The organism is Streptomyces longispororuber, from assembly GCF_014656095.1.
Classification (GTDB): Bacteria; Actinomycetota; Actinomycetes; order Streptomycetales; family Streptomycetaceae; genus Streptomyces; species Streptomyces longispororuber.
The window spans coordinates 15156-29122 of the sequence record NZ_BNBT01000113.1; the positions used below are offsets into that span (position 1 = coordinate 15156).

Sequence of the window (13967 nt, forward strand, 5' to 3'; positions counted from 1 at the left end):
GGCCCGCCGCCGCGGCGGCGAGTATCGTTCAGGCGCGCGCCCGGCGCCCCGTACCGAAGGAAGCTGACCCACCGCCCCATGCCCGACATCCGCTGGACCGAGCCCGCAGGGCAGGAGCCCGGCGCCCCCTCCGGCGCCCACTGGCACTCCGAGAGCGGCGCCCCCGCCCCCCGCCGCGTCACCGTCGCCGACGACCGCATGAAGGCCGACGCCGCCTACCGCCTGGCCTGCGAGGGCACCGCGCTGCTCTGGCGCGGCGACTACCAGGGCGCGCGCCAGCTCCTGAAGGCGCTGGGGCGGCGCCTGGACCGGCTGACCCCGAAGCCCGGCGCCACCCCGGCCGAGACCTTCCACCGGCACCGGCAGGCCCGCGGCCACCGGGCCCGCGTGCTCGGCATGCTCCTCGTCGTCCTGGAGGAGGACCACAGCCTCGCCCTGCGCCGCGCCCCGGACGTCCGGCAGGCCTGCGTCGAGGCGTACGGCCCGCCCGAGCGGCGCACGGCCGTGTCGCTGCGCGAGCTGCTCGGTGTGATCGGCGCCCACGAGTGGCGCAAGAAGGGCGTGGAGATACCGGCCCTCGGGGCCCGCATCCACCCGCACTACGGCGTGTTCTCGCCGGTCAGGGGCGAGTACGTGGACCTGGTGGCCACCGCCCCGCTGCCCGCGGCCGCGGCCCGCCCCGAGGGCACGGCCTTCGACCTCGGCACCGGTACCGGCGTGCTCGCCGCGGTCCTCGCCCGGCGCGGCGTCGGGCGCGTCCTCGCCACCGACAGCAGCCCCCGCGCCCTGGCCTGCGCCCGGGACAACGTGGAGCGCCTCGGCCTCACCGGCCGCGTCCGGGTCGAGGAGGGCGGCGCGCTGTACCCCGAGGGGCGCGCCGCGCTCGTCGTGTGCAACCCGCCCTGGCTCCCGGCCCGGCCCACCTCCGCGGTGGAGCAGGGCGTGTACGACCCGGACAGCGCCATGCTGAAGGCGTTCCTCACGGGGCTCGCGGACCACCTGGAGCCCGCGGGCGAGGGCTGGCTGATCATCTCCGACCTGGCCGAGCACCTGGGGCTGCGGACCCGGGACGACCTCCTCGCCGCCTTCGCCGCCGCGGGCCTGGGCGTGGTCGACCGGCACGACGCGAAACCCCGCCACCCGCGCGCCTTCGACCCCGGCGACCCGCTGCACGCGGCCCGCGCCGCCGAGGTCACCTCGCTGTGGCGGCTCGCGCCCCTGGCGTAGCCGCCGGTTCCGCCGCGCCCGGCACCCGGCCCGGCGCGGCGGAGTACGGAACCGGCGCTACCGGCGCCAGGGGCCGGTGACGGCGAACGTCGTCCCGGGGGTGTAGCAGTTGACGTACATCGTCTCGTGGTCGGGGGAGAAGGTGACGCCCGCGAACTCGCCGTACTCGGGCTCCTGGGGGGTGCCGCCCGCCGCGGCAGCGGCTGTTGTGAGCGCCTGCGCGTTGCGGGCCATCGGGTACACCTCGCCGCGGCGTGTGACGCCGTACACGTGCTGCGTCCCGCCGCCGTCCTCGCACACCATCAGGCCGCCCGGCCCCAGGCAGATGTTGTCGGGGGACTCGCCGGGGAGCCGGACGTCGGTGCCGGGGCCGAAGACGATCACGAGGGTGAGGCGGCGCCGCGCGGGGTCGTAGCGCCACACCTGGCCGTAGTGGTCGCCCGCCGAGCCCTCCGCGCTGCGCGCGTAGCTGGACACGAAGTACACGCAGCGCCCGCCCCAGTAGCACCCTTCGAGCTTCTGCGCGTGGGTGATGCCCTTGGGGCCGAAGTCCTGGTGGCGGATGGGTGTGCGGACCGCCAGCGGGTCGGGTACGTCGGCCCACTCGACGCCGTGGAAGGTCGCGCCGGTCTCCTGGACCGCGGACAGGTCGGGGACGCCGGGCACCCGCATGGCCTGGAGCCGCCCGCCCGCGCGCAGCGAGCCCCGGCCGCCCTCGGGCCGGTCGGGCAGGAAGCGGTAGAACAGGCCGAAGGGCTTCTGGAAGGCGTCCTCCGTCTCGTACACCACGCCGCGCCACGGGTCGACGGCGACCGCCTCGTGCTGGAAGCGGCCCAGCGCGGTGAGCGGCACGGCCCCGGTGCGGCGCGGGTCGACGGGGTCGACCTCGAAGACGAAGCCGTGGTCCTTGGTGTAGCCGTTCGTCCCGGCCTTGTCCTCGGTCTCCTCGCAGGTCAGCCAGGTGCCCCAGGGGGTGGGGCCGCCCGCGCAGTTGACGGCGGTGCCCGCGACGGCCACGCGCTCGCCGAGCACGCCGCCGTCGCGGTCGAGCGCGAGCGCCGTGCAGCCGCCCTTGGCGGCCGGGTCGTACGTCAGGCCCTCGACGGTCGGCACGCCGAGCTTCGCGGTGGCGCGGTTCTCGTGGTTGCGCACGAGGTGGACGCCGCCGCGCCGGCCCCGGAAGGCGGCCATGCCGTCGTGGTTGCCCGGCACCTTCCCCTCGCCGGAGCGCAGCGGCTCGCCCTCGCGGGAGAGGACCCGGTAGCGGAAGCCCTTGGGCAGGTCGAGCAGCCCGGCGGGGTCGGGCACCAGCGGGCCGTAGCCCGCCCTGCCCTGCGGGGCCGCGGCCGCCGTGCCCGCGAACAGCTCCGACAGGGCGCCGGTGAAGGCGATCGACGCCCCCACCGCCCCCGTGCGGGCGAGGACCTGACGTCTCGACGGGGACGACGGGGGGACGGCCGGGGGCGCGGACGGCGACGTGGACGGGGACGCGTCGGACATGGGGGGCGACCTCCTGCTGGCGGACAGGAACGTGACCCGCACGTGTGTACCACGCGAACTACGGGTTAACGAGCCCCTTGGCGTCCCTGGCCAGCGCCGTGAGCCGGGAAATCGCCCGGAAGTACTTCTTCCGGTAGCCGCCGTTCAGCATCTCCTCGCCGAACAGCTCGTCGAAGGGGACACCGGAGGCGAGCACCGGCACCTCGCGGTCGTACAGGCGGTCGGCCAGCACCACCAGGCGCAGCGCCGTCGACTGGTCGGGCACCGGCGTGACACCGGTGAGGCAGACCGCCGAGACGCCGTCGGTGAGCGCCCCGTACCGGCTCGGGTGGACCCGCGCCAGGTGGGCGAGGAGCTGCGGGAAGTCGTCGAGGCTCGCGCCGCCGGTCGCGTACGCGGCCCGGGTGACCTGCTCGTCGCCGTACGGCGCCGGGGCCTCGGGCAGGCCGCGGTGGCGGTAGTCCTCGCCGTCGATGCGCAACGTCTTGAAGTGCGCGGACAGGCCCTGGATCTCGCGCAGGAAGTCGGCGGCGGCGAACCGGCCCTCGCCGAGCTTGCCGGGCAGCGTGTTGGAGGTCGCGGCGAGCGCGACGCCCGCGTCCACCAGCTTGCCGAGCAGCGTGGACACCAGGACCGTGTCGCCCGGGTCGTCCAGCTCGAACTCGTCGATGCACAGCAGCCGGTGCCCGCTGAGGGTCCGCACCGTCTCCTGGAAGCCGAGGGCGCCGACCAGGTTCGTCAGCTCCACGAACGTGCCGAACGCCTTCAGCGCGGGCTCGGCCGGGGTGGCGTGCCACAGGGAGGCGAGCAGGTGGGTCTTGCCGACGCCGTAGCCACCGTCCAGGTAGACGCCGCGCGGGCCGGAGGGGGCGGTCGCCTTCGCTCGTGAAAACCAGCGGCGCTTTCCCGCCCCTGAGGCGTGCGCCCCGCCCAGTCCGCTCGCGAACGAGCTGAGCACCCGTACCGCCTCGGTCTGGCTCGGCTGCCCGGGGTCCGGGATGTACGTGTCGAAGCGTACGGAGTCGAAGCGCGGCGGCGGCACCATCTCGGCGACGAGGCGGTCCGCGGGCACGTGCGGCTCGCGGGCGGCGAGGCTGACGGGGGCCTCTCCGGCTATGGGGCTCTGCCCGGAGGCAGCGGTGGTGGCTGACACGGTTGTCCACTGTAGGCCCGTCCGAGCACCGTGGAAGACTGCCGGGCATGCGACGTCTGTTCCCTGTGACCGACCACACAGCCGATTCCGCCGCCCCCGCCGACCTGCTCACGGACCGCGAGTGGTCCCTGGACGAGCTGGCGGAGGCGTACGCCTATCCGGAGCTCGCGAAGGAGCCCGGAGCCGCCGAAGGCGCCGGGGGCGCCGCCGGGGCGCCGGACGGCGGTGGCGGGGTGCCCGGGGTGTGGCTGCGCGCCAACATGGTCTCCACCCTGGACGGCGCCGCCCAGCACGACGGCCGCTCCCAGCCCATCTCCTGCGCCACCGACATGCGGATCTTCGGTACGTTGCGGGGCCTCGCCGACGCCGTCGTGGTCGGGGCCGAGACGGTGCGCCTGGAGGGCTACCGCCCCGCCCGCGCACGGGAGGCCTTCGCCGCGCGCCGGGCGGCCGCGGGCCAGCCGCCGGCGCCCGCCGTCGTCGTGCTCAGCGCCGGTCTCGACCTGGACTTCTCGCTGCCGCTGTTCACCGCGCCGCTGACGCCCACGCTCCTGGTGACCGGCGCCGGCGCGCCCGCGGACCGGATGGCGGCCGCGCCCGCCGCGGGCGCCGAGGTGGTGATCGCCGGGGAGGGCGCCGGGGCGGAGCCCGCGCGCGTCCTGCGGGAGCTGCGCGGGCGCGGGCTCACGCGGCTGCTCACCGAGGGCGGGCCGCGGCTGCTCGGGCAGTTCGTGGCGGCCGGCGTGCTGGACGAGCTGTGCCTGACGGTGTCCCCGATGCTCACCGCGGGCGGGGCGCAGCGTATCTCCGACGGGCCCGGGGTACATGTGCCGGAACGATTCGCACTGACGTCCGTGCTGGAGGAGGGCGGGTTCCTGTTCACCCGATACCGTCGGTCATAGGAATCACCGGAATCTGCCGTTCCGTTTGTCTCCGGCGGGGCACACTAAAGTGCGCAGTCCCCGCGCCGGCGCGGGGCAGGATGGTTTCCGCAGGGGCCTTGTCCACGGCCCACGGAGGAGAAGGGCGCCTGTCGTGTTCAACAGCGTATTGATGATCGAGAAGGCCCTGACGTCCGCCGACGTGGAGTTCGTCACCACCTTGCACGGCGACGAGCCGGTCACCTTCCACGTGCTCCTGCAGCCGCGCGGGGACCAGGCCGACCGGCTGCTGCGGGCGATCGACGACGTGGCCCTCGGCGAGCTCGACGAGGCGGTGCGCGAGGGCGAGGTGCCCGAGGGCGAGGAGGCCGTCGGCTTCGGCGAGCGGGCGCTCCAGGTGTCGCTCGCCGCCCTGCGGGCCGCGGGCAGCGCGGCGGAGGGCAAGCTCGTCTCCGACCATCCGCTGGACGCGCTGCGGGACCTGGTGGACGCCGCGGGCGCGGACGAGGTCATCGTGCTCACCGACCCGCACTACGTGGAGGAGTTCTTCCACCGGGACTGGGCCTCCCGGGCGCGGCACAAGGTGGGCGTGCCGGTGCTCAAGCTGTTCTCCCACAGCGAGTAGCCCCCGGGCCCCGGCCGTCGGGCCCGGCGCGTGGCCCCTGGCTCCCCGGCTCCCGGTCTCCCGGCCCCGCGCCGCGGTGGGCTCCGGCGCGCGGGGGGCGGCGGCCCGTACGGCGACGGCCCGCCCCTGGTGGGGCGGATAGGGTGGGGGCGCTCACGTACTGTCACACCTCTCGGGAGAGAACATGGCACCCGGCCTGCCCCCCGCCATGGACCGACCGCACTTCATCGGCATCGGCGGCGCCGGAATGTCGGGCATCGCGAAGATCCTCGCCCAGCGCGGCGCGCGGGTCGCGGGCAGCGACGCGCGGGACTCCGCGACCGCCGCGGCCCTGCGCGAGCTGGGCGCGACGGTGCACGTCGGGCACGCCGCGACGCACCTGTCCTCCGACGCCACCTGCGTCGTCGTCTCCTCGGCGATCCGCGCCGACAACCCGGAGCTGGCGCGCGCCACGGAGCTGGGCATCCCCGTCGTGCACCGCTCTGACGCGCTCGCCGCGCTGATGGAGGGCCTGCGTCCGCTCGCCGTCGCGGGCACCCACGGCAAGACGACCACCACCTCCATGCTCGCCGTGAGCCTCGCCGCCCTCGGCCTCGGCCCGTCGTACGCCATCGGCGGCGACCTGGACGCCCCCGGCTCCAACGCCGACCACGGCACCGGCGAGATCTTCGTCGCCGAGGCCGACGAGAGCGACCGCAGCTTCCACAAGTACGCGCCCGAGGTCGCCATCGTCCTCAACGTGGAGCTCGACCACCACGCCAACTACGCCTCCATGGACGAGATCTACGAGTCCTTCGAGACGTTCGCCGACCGGATCACGCCCGGCGGCACCCTCGTCGTGGCCGCCGACCACGAGGGCGCCCGGGAGCTGACCCGCCGCGTCGCCAAGCGCGGCGGCGACCTGAAGATCGTCACCTACGGCGAGTCCGCCGACGCCGACGTGCGGATCACGGACGTGACCCCGAAGGGCCTCAGGAGCGAGGTCACCGCCGTGATCGACGGCACGGAGCTGCGCTTCGCCGTCTCCGTGCCGGGCCGCCACTACGCGCACAACGCGGTCGCCGCGCTCGCCGCGGGCGTCGCCCTCGGCATCCCCGCCGCCGAGCTGGCCCCCGCCCTCGCCTCGTACACCGGCGTCAAGCGCCGCCTCCAGCTCAAGGGCGAGGCCGGCGGCGTCCAGGTCGTCGACAGCTACGCGCACCACCCCACGGAGATGACCGCCGACCTGGAGGCGATGCGGGGGGCCGCGGCGGACGCACGGCTGCTCGTCCTCTTCCAGCCGCACCTGTTCTCCCGCACCCAGGAGCTGGGCCGCGAGATGGGCGAGGCCCTCGCCCTCGCCGACGCCTCCGTCGTCCTCGGCATCTACCCCGCGCGCGAGGACCCGATCCCCGGCGTGACCAGCGACCTCATCATCGACGCCGCCCGCGCGGCCGGCGCCGACGTGACCGCCGCGCCGGACAAGGACAGCGCGCCGGAGCTGATCGCGGGAATGGCACGCCCCGGTGATCTCGTTCTCACCATGGGAGCGGGCGACGTCACCGACCTCGGCCCGCTGGTCCTGGACCACCTGGCCAAGTAGGCCACGCACGTCACGAAGGGGATGCGTTCCATGTCGTACGACGTCGAGAAGCCCGACGAGCAGTGGCGCGCGGAGCTGACCCCCGCCGAGTACGCGGTGCTGCGCCAGGCGGGCACGGAGCCCGCCTTCACGGGCGAGTACACGGACACCGCGACCAAGGGCGTCTACTCCTGCCGCGCCTGCGGCGCCGAGCTGTTCACCTCGCGGGAGAAGTTCGCCTCCCACTGCGGCTGGCCGAGCTTCTACGATCCCAAGGACAGCGACGCCGTGGAGCTCCTCACGGACACCTCGCACGGCATGGTGCGCACCGAGGTGCGGTGCGCCCGGTGCGGCTCGCACCTGGGGCACGTCTTCGAGGGCGAGGGCTACCCGACCCCGACCGACCAGCGGTACTGCATCAACTCCATCTCGCTGCGGCTGACCCCCGACGAGGGCTGAGCGCGGCCCCCGTAGCGTGGGGGCATGGCGCACACGGGGTCCTCGTCGGAGCCGGCCGGTACGAGCTGCCCGGGCTGCGGCGGCCAGGACGTGCTCACCGTCCAGGAGGCCGCGGGCGGGCCGGGGCTCCGCCGCGGTGCACTGGCGGCCCGCCTGGCCAGGGGGCCGCACAAGAGCCGGGACGGCTTCCTGCACGCCGTCGAGGGCCTGGTGCTCGTGGTCCTGACCCTGGCCTGGGCCCGCATGGGCGCGGACCAGGGCAAGCCCCTGTACGTCGGGGGCGGCCTCGCGCTCGCCGTGCTGCTCCTGGTCGGCACGGCCGTCGTCGTGCGCGGCGACATCCGCCAGCGTGCCGCCGAGCGCGCGGGCGCGCCGCGCGCCGCCGCCCTCTGGCGCCCCGCCCGCTACTGCCGCGCCTGCTCCGGGGTCTTCTGCCCGGGCGGCACGCCGTGGCGGGGCCTGCTGACGCCGGAACAGTTCAAGAAGCTGGTGTGGACCGAGGCCGGATACGCCGACCAGCTCCCGCCGGACGACGCGGCACGGGGGGTGGAGGTGCCGCCGGGGACGGTGGGCGGGCCCTGAGCGCGGCGGGCGCGGGCGGAGGGGCGCGTTCGTACGGGCGCACGCCGGTCGCACGCTCCTTCGAGCTGTTTAGTACTCCTGAGTATCACTCACATGATCGACCGCGGGCCGCTAGCGTTTACGTTCGAGCGGGGGATGTACAGCAGTTCCGAGCAAAGGAAAGACGGGTACAAGTGATCGACGTCAAGCACGCCACTGGCTCCACCACCCCCACGCCGCACCCCGGTGAGACCCGGATCTTCATGTGGTGGTGGCGCGGACGGTAGTCACCTCCGCGCCGGCCAGGGCCTGTCGGAGATCCCGCGCGCGCCCGGTACATCCCAGTTCCTCGTAAGTCGTCAACGCGTCCTCCGCGAAACCCCGTGCGGAGGGCGCGTTGTGTGTGTGCAGGGTGGTGCGCGCCAGGCCGTCGAGGGCGCGGGCCGCGCTGAGCGGGCTGTCCACCTCGCGGGCCAGCCGCAGCGCCTCGTGGTGGGCGTCGAGGGCCGCGTCGAAGCGGCCGAGCAGCCGCAGGGCCGCGCCCGTGCCGAGGAGGGCGGACTGCCGGTCGAGGGGGCTGCCGACGCCGCGCGCGACCCGCTCGGCCGCGCTGAAGTGGCCGAGCGCCTCCGCCGGCCGCAGCCCCGCGACACAGGCCCAGCCCAGGCTGATGAGGGTGTCCGACTCGCCCCGCGCGTCACCCGCGGCGCGGTAACTGGCCAGCGCGCGGCGGAAGTAGCCGAGCGCCTCCTCGACCTGGCCGGTGGCCTGGCAGACGTTGCCGAGGTTCGCGAGCAGGTTCGCCAGCTCCTGGCGGCCGCCGACGTGCCGGGCCAGGCGCAGGGAGCGCTCGTAGTGGGCGCGGGCCTCCTCGTGGCGGCCGTCGATGCGGTGCACCTCCCCGATGTTGTTGAGCGCGCGCAGCCGTCCGTACAGGAATCCCGTGGACTCGTGGATGCGCAGCACCCTGCGGAACTGGTCCAGGGCCTGGGCGTGGTGACCGGCCACGTGCAGGGCGACGCCGCGCATGTTGGCCACCTCGGCCTCGCCGTACGGGTCCTCGACCCGCTGGTACAGCGGCAGCGCCGTGTCGAGCACGCGGGTGCACGCGCCGCTGCGGCCCGCGGCGAAGTGGGCGCGGGCGGACTGGAGGAGGGCGTCGGCGCGGCCGTGGACGTCGTCCAGCTCCTGGAAGAGGAAGAGCGCCTCGGTCGCCCGCCGCAGGGCCTTGGCGTGGTCCTTCTGGGTCAGGACGCCGGCGTGTTCGACCAGGCTGCGGGCCAGGGCGGCCCGGTCCCGGCCCGCGCGCGCCGCCGACACCGCCGCTTCGAACAGCTCGGCCGCCGTGTCCCACGCGCCCCAGTGCCGCAAGGAGGTGGCGAGGGCGTGCGGGAACGCCACCGCGTGATCCGGTGACTCGGCCGCGGCGGTGCGTGCCAGGGCGAGCAGGTTGCCCCGCTCCACGCTGAGCCAGGCCGAGGCCTCGTCCGCGTCGCCGAACTCCGGGGCGCAGGGGGAGACCAGGTGCGGCCCGGGCGCCGGCACGCGGCGGTGCGGCTCGGCGCGGACGGCGGCCCGGTGGGCGGCGGTCAGATAGCAGTCGAGCAGCCGGCCGAGAGCCGCGCGGCGCTCGGCGTGGGAGTCGTCGCGCGCGCACATCCGCAGCCCGAAGGCGCGGGTGAGGTCGTGCAGGCGGTAGCGGTCGGTGACCGGCTCGTCGAGGAGGTTGCGGTCGAGCAGGTGGTCGAGGAGCTTGCGGGCCCGGTCCGTCAGCGCCCGCCGCTGCCCGGGCCCGGCCGTCCCGGGACCCTCGTCCGGCGGGCGGCCGGGCGCGGTGAGCGCCGCCGCCGCGTGCGGGGTGATGTCCGGCCCGGGGTGCAGCGCCACGCGGCGCAGCACCCGCGCCGCCTCCGGCTCCAGGTCCGCGTACGACAGGGAGAAGGCGGAGGCCACCCGGTCGCCGGTGAACTCGTCCAGCGGGTCGGCGGCCCGTACGAGGCGGTCGGTGAGGTGGTCCAGGCTCCACGAGTCCCGGTGCCGGAACTGGCTCGCCAGCAACTGGACCGCGAGCGGGTGGCAGCCGCACGCGCCCACCGTCCGCGCGAGGGCCGGGACGCCTGCGGGCAGCCGGGCCGCCCCGGCGACGCGCCGGAACAGCGCCGCGGCCTCGGCCGCGGACAGCACCTCCAGGAACAGCGGGGTCGCGCCGTCCAGGCCGGTGAGCCGGTTGCGGCTGGTGACGAAGGCGCGGCAGGAGGCGGTGCCGGGCAGCAGCGGCGTGACCTGCTGCGCGTCGCGGGCGTTGTCGAGCACCACCAGGACACGGCGCCGCGCCGTCCACGCGCGCCAGCGCGCCACCCGCGCGTCGAGCGAGATGCCGCGCTTGTCCCGCGCGTTGTCCCGCTCGTCCCGCTCGTCCGTGGCGCCCGCCGCGCGCAGCAGCAGGTCGAGCGCCTCGGCGGGGTCGTAGGGCGGCAGCGTGCCGTATCCGCGCAGGTCGACGTAGAGCTGGCCGTCGGGGTAGGCCTCCGTGAGCCGGTGGGCGGCGTGGACCACCAGGGCGGTCTTGCCGACGCCCGGCATGCCGTGCACCACGGTGACGGGCAGCGAGGCGGGGCCCTCGGGCGGCGCCGCCTCCGGACCGGCCCCGTCGAGCAGGATGCGCAGTTCCGCCGCCCGGCCGGTGAAGTCCCGTACGTCGCGGGGGAGGTTGGTGGGCGGGGCGTCGTCCGGGGCCGGGCGGGACCGTCGTGACGGGCGGGGCTCGTCGGGCTCCCTGGGGCTGCCGGTACGTTCCGCCCCGCCGGACTCCCCGGTACCGCCGGTACGTTCCGCCCCGCCGGGCCCACCGGGTCCAGCAGCCTTGTCGGCGCCGGGGGTGTCCGCCGGCCTCAGGGACGCCGCCGGGGCCACGGGGACCGCGTGGCCCGAGGGGGCGTCCCGGCCGCTCACGGCGACGACGCCCCCGGTGTCCGGTCGCGGCCCCGCAGCGCGAAAGGTCTCCGCGGCGGGGGAGGTCTCCGTGACGGGGGAGGCCCCTGTGGCGGGGGAGGCCCCCACGGCCGGGGAGGTCCCCGCGACGGGAGAGGCCCCTGCGACGGGGAAGGCCCCCATGCCAGGGGAGGTCCCCGTGGCGGGGGACGCACCGGGCGGTGTCCCGGCCGTCTCCATCAGCGTCCGGTCCTGTGCGAGGATGCGCCGGTGCAACTCCCGCAGCTCCACGCCGGGTTCGATGCCCTGGCCCTCGTGCAGGCGGGCGCGCGTGGTGCGGTAGAAGGCGAGCGCCTCGTCGTGCCGCCCCGAGCGGTACAGCGCCAGCATCAGCGCCGCGACCACCTGCTGGGCGAGGGGGTTCTGCGCGGCCAGCTCGTGCAGTTCGCCGATGAGGTCGGCGTGGCGCCCCAGTTCCAGCTCCAGGCGGATGCGCTCCTCCCGGACCCGGCGGTGGTCCTCCAGGAGCCGGGCCCGCGCCGAGCGCGCCCACCCGCCGGTGAACTCCGTCAGCGGCTCGCCGCGCCACAGCGACTCGGCGGTGCGCAGCAGCCCGATCGCCAGCTCCCTGCGGCCCCGCGCGGCGGCCGATGCGGCGTTGCCGCGCAGCCGCCGGTGGCGCAGCAGGTCGACGGCGTCCGGGGCGGTCCGCAGGCGGTAGTGGCGGGGCGCGTACCGCTCCAGACGCGCCTCGTCGCCCCCGGCGGCCTTGGCGAGCCGGGAACGCAGCCGCGACAGATAGCTCTGCAGCGTGTCCTGCGCCGTACGCGGCGGCTCGCCGTCCCAGACGCGGTCCATGAGGGCGTCGACGGAGACCGGGTCGCCGTGGGCGTGCACCAGGACGGCGAGCACACAGCGCTCCTTGGGCGATCCGAGCTCGTACTGCCGCCCCTCCCGCCAGAGTTCGAGAGGTCCCAGAGCCAGTAGGTCCACCATCACCCCCGTGGGTGCGCGGCCGGTGCCTGCCCCGCCACCGGACGGTCCCGCACATGTGTGCGGCGTTTCGCTCACTGTGGTCGCGGTCACAGGGGGAGCGGACAGGGGCGCACGGTTGCGCGGCGGGCGCATGGGGCGCTCTGTTGGCCGGAATCCACCGCAGCCCCCGGAGTGCAGGATTCCTGCAACCGGTCCGCCCAGCCCCCGGGGGCACGCTGTCGGCGTCCGAGACCATCCGCACCGCGGCGGCGACCGCCGCGGGGAGAAGCGAGAGACCGGGGGATGCCCATCATGACCGTGACCATGCTGGAAGGACAAGGACTCCCCGTGCCGGTGCGCCTGGACGCCGACCGCTGGGCCACCCGCCGGGTCCGCAGACGCGTGCTCGCCGTGGTCCACACGGTGACGTCGGGGAGGCGGCTGCTCGACACGGTACGGCTGCTCGCGGACGACTGGCGCGTGCAGGTGTTCTTCACCGCGGCGCCCGACGTGTTCCACTGCGGCGTGGCCGACTTCCTGGCGGAGCTCAAGGGCGTCGTCCTGCCGTGGAGCCAGGCGGTGCAGACCGTCTTCGACCTGGCCGTGGCGGCGGGCCACGGGGGCCTGCACGAACTGCACGCGCCGGTGGTCGTCCTGCCGCACGGCGCCGGCCACAACAAGGTCGTACCCGGCGGGTCGCGCGGCCGGGCCGTCGCCGCGCGCGGCGTGTACGGTCTGAGCAGGCAGCGGCTCGTCCGCGACGGCGTCCTGGTCCCCGAGACGCTCGTCCTCGCGCACCGCGACGAGCTGGACCGGCTGCGCCGCGCCTGCCCGGAGGCGCTGCCCGCCGCCGAGGTCGTCGGCGACCCGTGCCACGACCGCGTCGTCGCGAGCGGGCCCGCCCGCGCCCGGTACCGGCGGGCCCTGCGGACCGGGGCCGGGGAGCGCCTCGTCCTGGTGTGCTCCACGTGGGGGCCCGGCTCGCTCCTCGCGGGCGGCGGCAGAAAGCTCATCGAGTCGCTGGTCACCGAACTGCCGCCCGGCCACCGGGTGGCCGCGCTGCTGCACCCGCACGTCTGGCACACCCACAGCGAGTGGCAGGTCCGCAACTGGTTCGCGGGGCTCGGCCGCCGCGGCCTGTGCGTGGTCGACCACCGCGCCGACTGGGTGGGCGCCCTCGTCGCCGCCGACTTCGTCGTGGGCGACCACGGCTCGGTCTCGCTGTACGCCGCCATGACGGGGGTGCCCGTGCTGCTGGCCCGGCTCCCGGAGGCCGACGTGGACCCCGGGTCGCCGCTGGCCGAACTCGCCGCGTTCGCGCCGCGGTTCCGCGTCGGCCGCCCCGTGCTGCCGCAGCTCACCCACGCCGCGGCGACGTACCGCCCGGAGCCGTACGCGCGCGTGGCCGCGCGCATCACCTCCGAGCCGGGCCGCTTCGCGCGGAACATGCGCGCGCTGCTCTACCGCAAGCTGCGGCTGCGGGCCCCCGGAGAGCCGCCCGCCGAGCGGCCCGCGGGCCTGCCCCGCGTCCTGACGTACGACGAGCCGGGCAGCGTGGTGTCATGACCGGTCCCTGCGCCGCCGGACGGGGGCCCTGCGCCGCCGGAGGCTGGTCCTGCGCCGCCGGAAGCGCCGTCGAGCGGGTCCGCGTCACGCTCCCGGGCCGGCCCGGGCGCCCCGCCGGGTTCGTGGACGAGCACCTGCGGGTGACGTTGCCCGCGCCCGCCGCCTGGGCGCGTCTCGGTGACGTCCTGTGCGCGCGGTCGGCCTGCGCCTGCCAAGCCGGCGCCCGGGGCGCGCGGTTGACCTCCGCGCGCCACGCCGATGACCTGGGCACGCGGTCGACCCTGGCGCGCCATGCCGATGACCTGAGCACGCGGTCGGCCCCCGCGCGCCACGCCGACGAGCCGTGCGCGCGCGAGCCGTGCGCGCGGTCGGCCTCCGCCGGGTACGCCGACGACCTCGACGCCCGCCAGCGGGGCGCCCTCGTCGTGTCCGTGCACCACGGCCGCCACTGCTGGGTGCGGCTCGGTCCGGCGGGTGGCGCCCTGTGCCTGCGGGCCCGGCCGGGGCGCGCCGTGCCGCGGGCGCTCT

The 13967-nt window shown here is 76.0% G+C and carries 11 protein-coding genes; 8 read left to right on the forward strand and 3 right to left on the reverse strand.

What is annotated here, in order from left to right:
• The first annotated feature begins 78 nt into the window (after nucleotides 1-78).
• Nucleotides 79-1227 (forward strand): methyltransferase, encoded by a 1149-nt coding sequence (locus tag IE330_RS27510; protein WP_190138832.1) that lies wholly within the window; start codon nucleotides 79-81, stop codon nucleotides 1225-1227.
• A 57-nt stretch (nucleotides 1228-1284) separates the two neighbouring features.
• Here IE330_RS27510 and IE330_RS27515 read toward each other — a convergent pair whose 3' ends face one another.
• Together IE330_RS27515 and zapE are read right to left on the reverse strand one after the other, a co-directional pair.
• Nucleotides 1285-2727, reverse strand: a complete 1443-nt coding sequence (locus IE330_RS27515) for an alkaline phosphatase PhoX (protein WP_190138833.1) — start codon at nucleotides 2725-2727, stop codon at nucleotides 1285-1287.
• A 58-nt stretch (nucleotides 2728-2785) separates the two neighbouring features.
• A complete protein-coding gene (gene zapE, locus IE330_RS27520; protein ID WP_190138834.1) occupies nucleotides 2786-3880 on the reverse strand; it encodes a cell division protein ZapE in 1095 nt (364 codons plus the stop codon).
• Between the two features lie 47 nt (nucleotides 3881-3927).
• On the opposite strand from zapE, the gene IE330_RS27525 reads away from it, so the two are divergent.
• The 5 genes from IE330_RS27525 to IE330_RS27545 all read left to right on the forward strand — a co-directional run bounded on the left by IE330_RS27525 (nucleotide 3928) and on the right by IE330_RS27545 (nucleotide 7988).
• Nucleotides 3928-4782, forward strand: a complete 855-nt coding sequence (locus IE330_RS27525; protein WP_190138835.1) for a pyrimidine reductase family protein — start codon at nucleotides 3928-3930, stop codon at nucleotides 4780-4782.
• A gap of 133 nt (nucleotides 4783-4915) precedes the next feature.
• Nucleotides 4916-5386 carry an indole-3-glycerol phosphate synthase gene (locus IE330_RS27530; RefSeq protein ID WP_190138836.1) on the forward strand — a complete coding sequence of 157 codons (471 nt, stop codon included), beginning with the start codon at nucleotides 4916-4918 and terminating at the stop codon, nucleotides 5384-5386.
• Between the two features lie 184 nt (nucleotides 5387-5570).
• Nucleotides 5571-6968 carry a UDP-N-acetylmuramate--L-alanine ligase gene (murC, locus tag IE330_RS27535; protein WP_190138837.1) on the forward strand — a complete coding sequence of 466 codons (1398 nt, stop codon included), beginning with the start codon at nucleotides 5571-5573 and terminating at the stop codon, nucleotides 6966-6968.
• Nucleotides 6969-6998: 30 nt separating this feature from the next.
• Nucleotides 6999-7406, forward strand: coding sequence for a peptide-methionine (R)-S-oxide reductase MsrB (gene msrB / locus IE330_RS27540; RefSeq protein WP_190138838.1), 408 nt, complete (start codon nucleotides 6999-7001; stop codon nucleotides 7404-7406).
• Between the two features lie 24 nt (nucleotides 7407-7430).
• Nucleotides 7431-7988, forward strand: coding sequence for a hypothetical protein (locus tag IE330_RS27545; RefSeq protein WP_229925969.1), 558 nt, complete (start codon nucleotides 7431-7433; stop codon nucleotides 7986-7988).
• A 240-nt stretch (nucleotides 7989-8228) separates the two neighbouring features.
• Here the strand turns inward: IE330_RS27545 and IE330_RS27550 are convergent, their stop codons facing one another.
• Nucleotides 8229-11894, reverse strand: a complete 3666-nt coding sequence (locus tag IE330_RS27550) for an AfsR/SARP family transcriptional regulator (protein WP_190138839.1) — start codon at nucleotides 11892-11894, stop codon at nucleotides 8229-8231.
• 291 nt (nucleotides 11895-12185) lie between these two features.
• Between IE330_RS27550 and IE330_RS27555 the strand changes: the two genes are divergently transcribed.
• Together IE330_RS27555 and IE330_RS27560 are read left to right on the forward strand one after the other, a co-directional pair.
• Nucleotides 12186-13439 (forward strand): hypothetical protein, encoded by a 1254-nt coding sequence (locus IE330_RS27555; protein WP_190138840.1) that lies wholly within the window; start codon nucleotides 12186-12188, stop codon nucleotides 13437-13439.
• A partial coding sequence (locus IE330_RS27560) for a hypothetical protein (RefSeq protein WP_190138841.1) occupies nucleotides 13436-13967 on the forward strand: 532 nt, incomplete at its 3' end. The genes IE330_RS27555 and IE330_RS27560, both read left to right, overlap by 4 nt.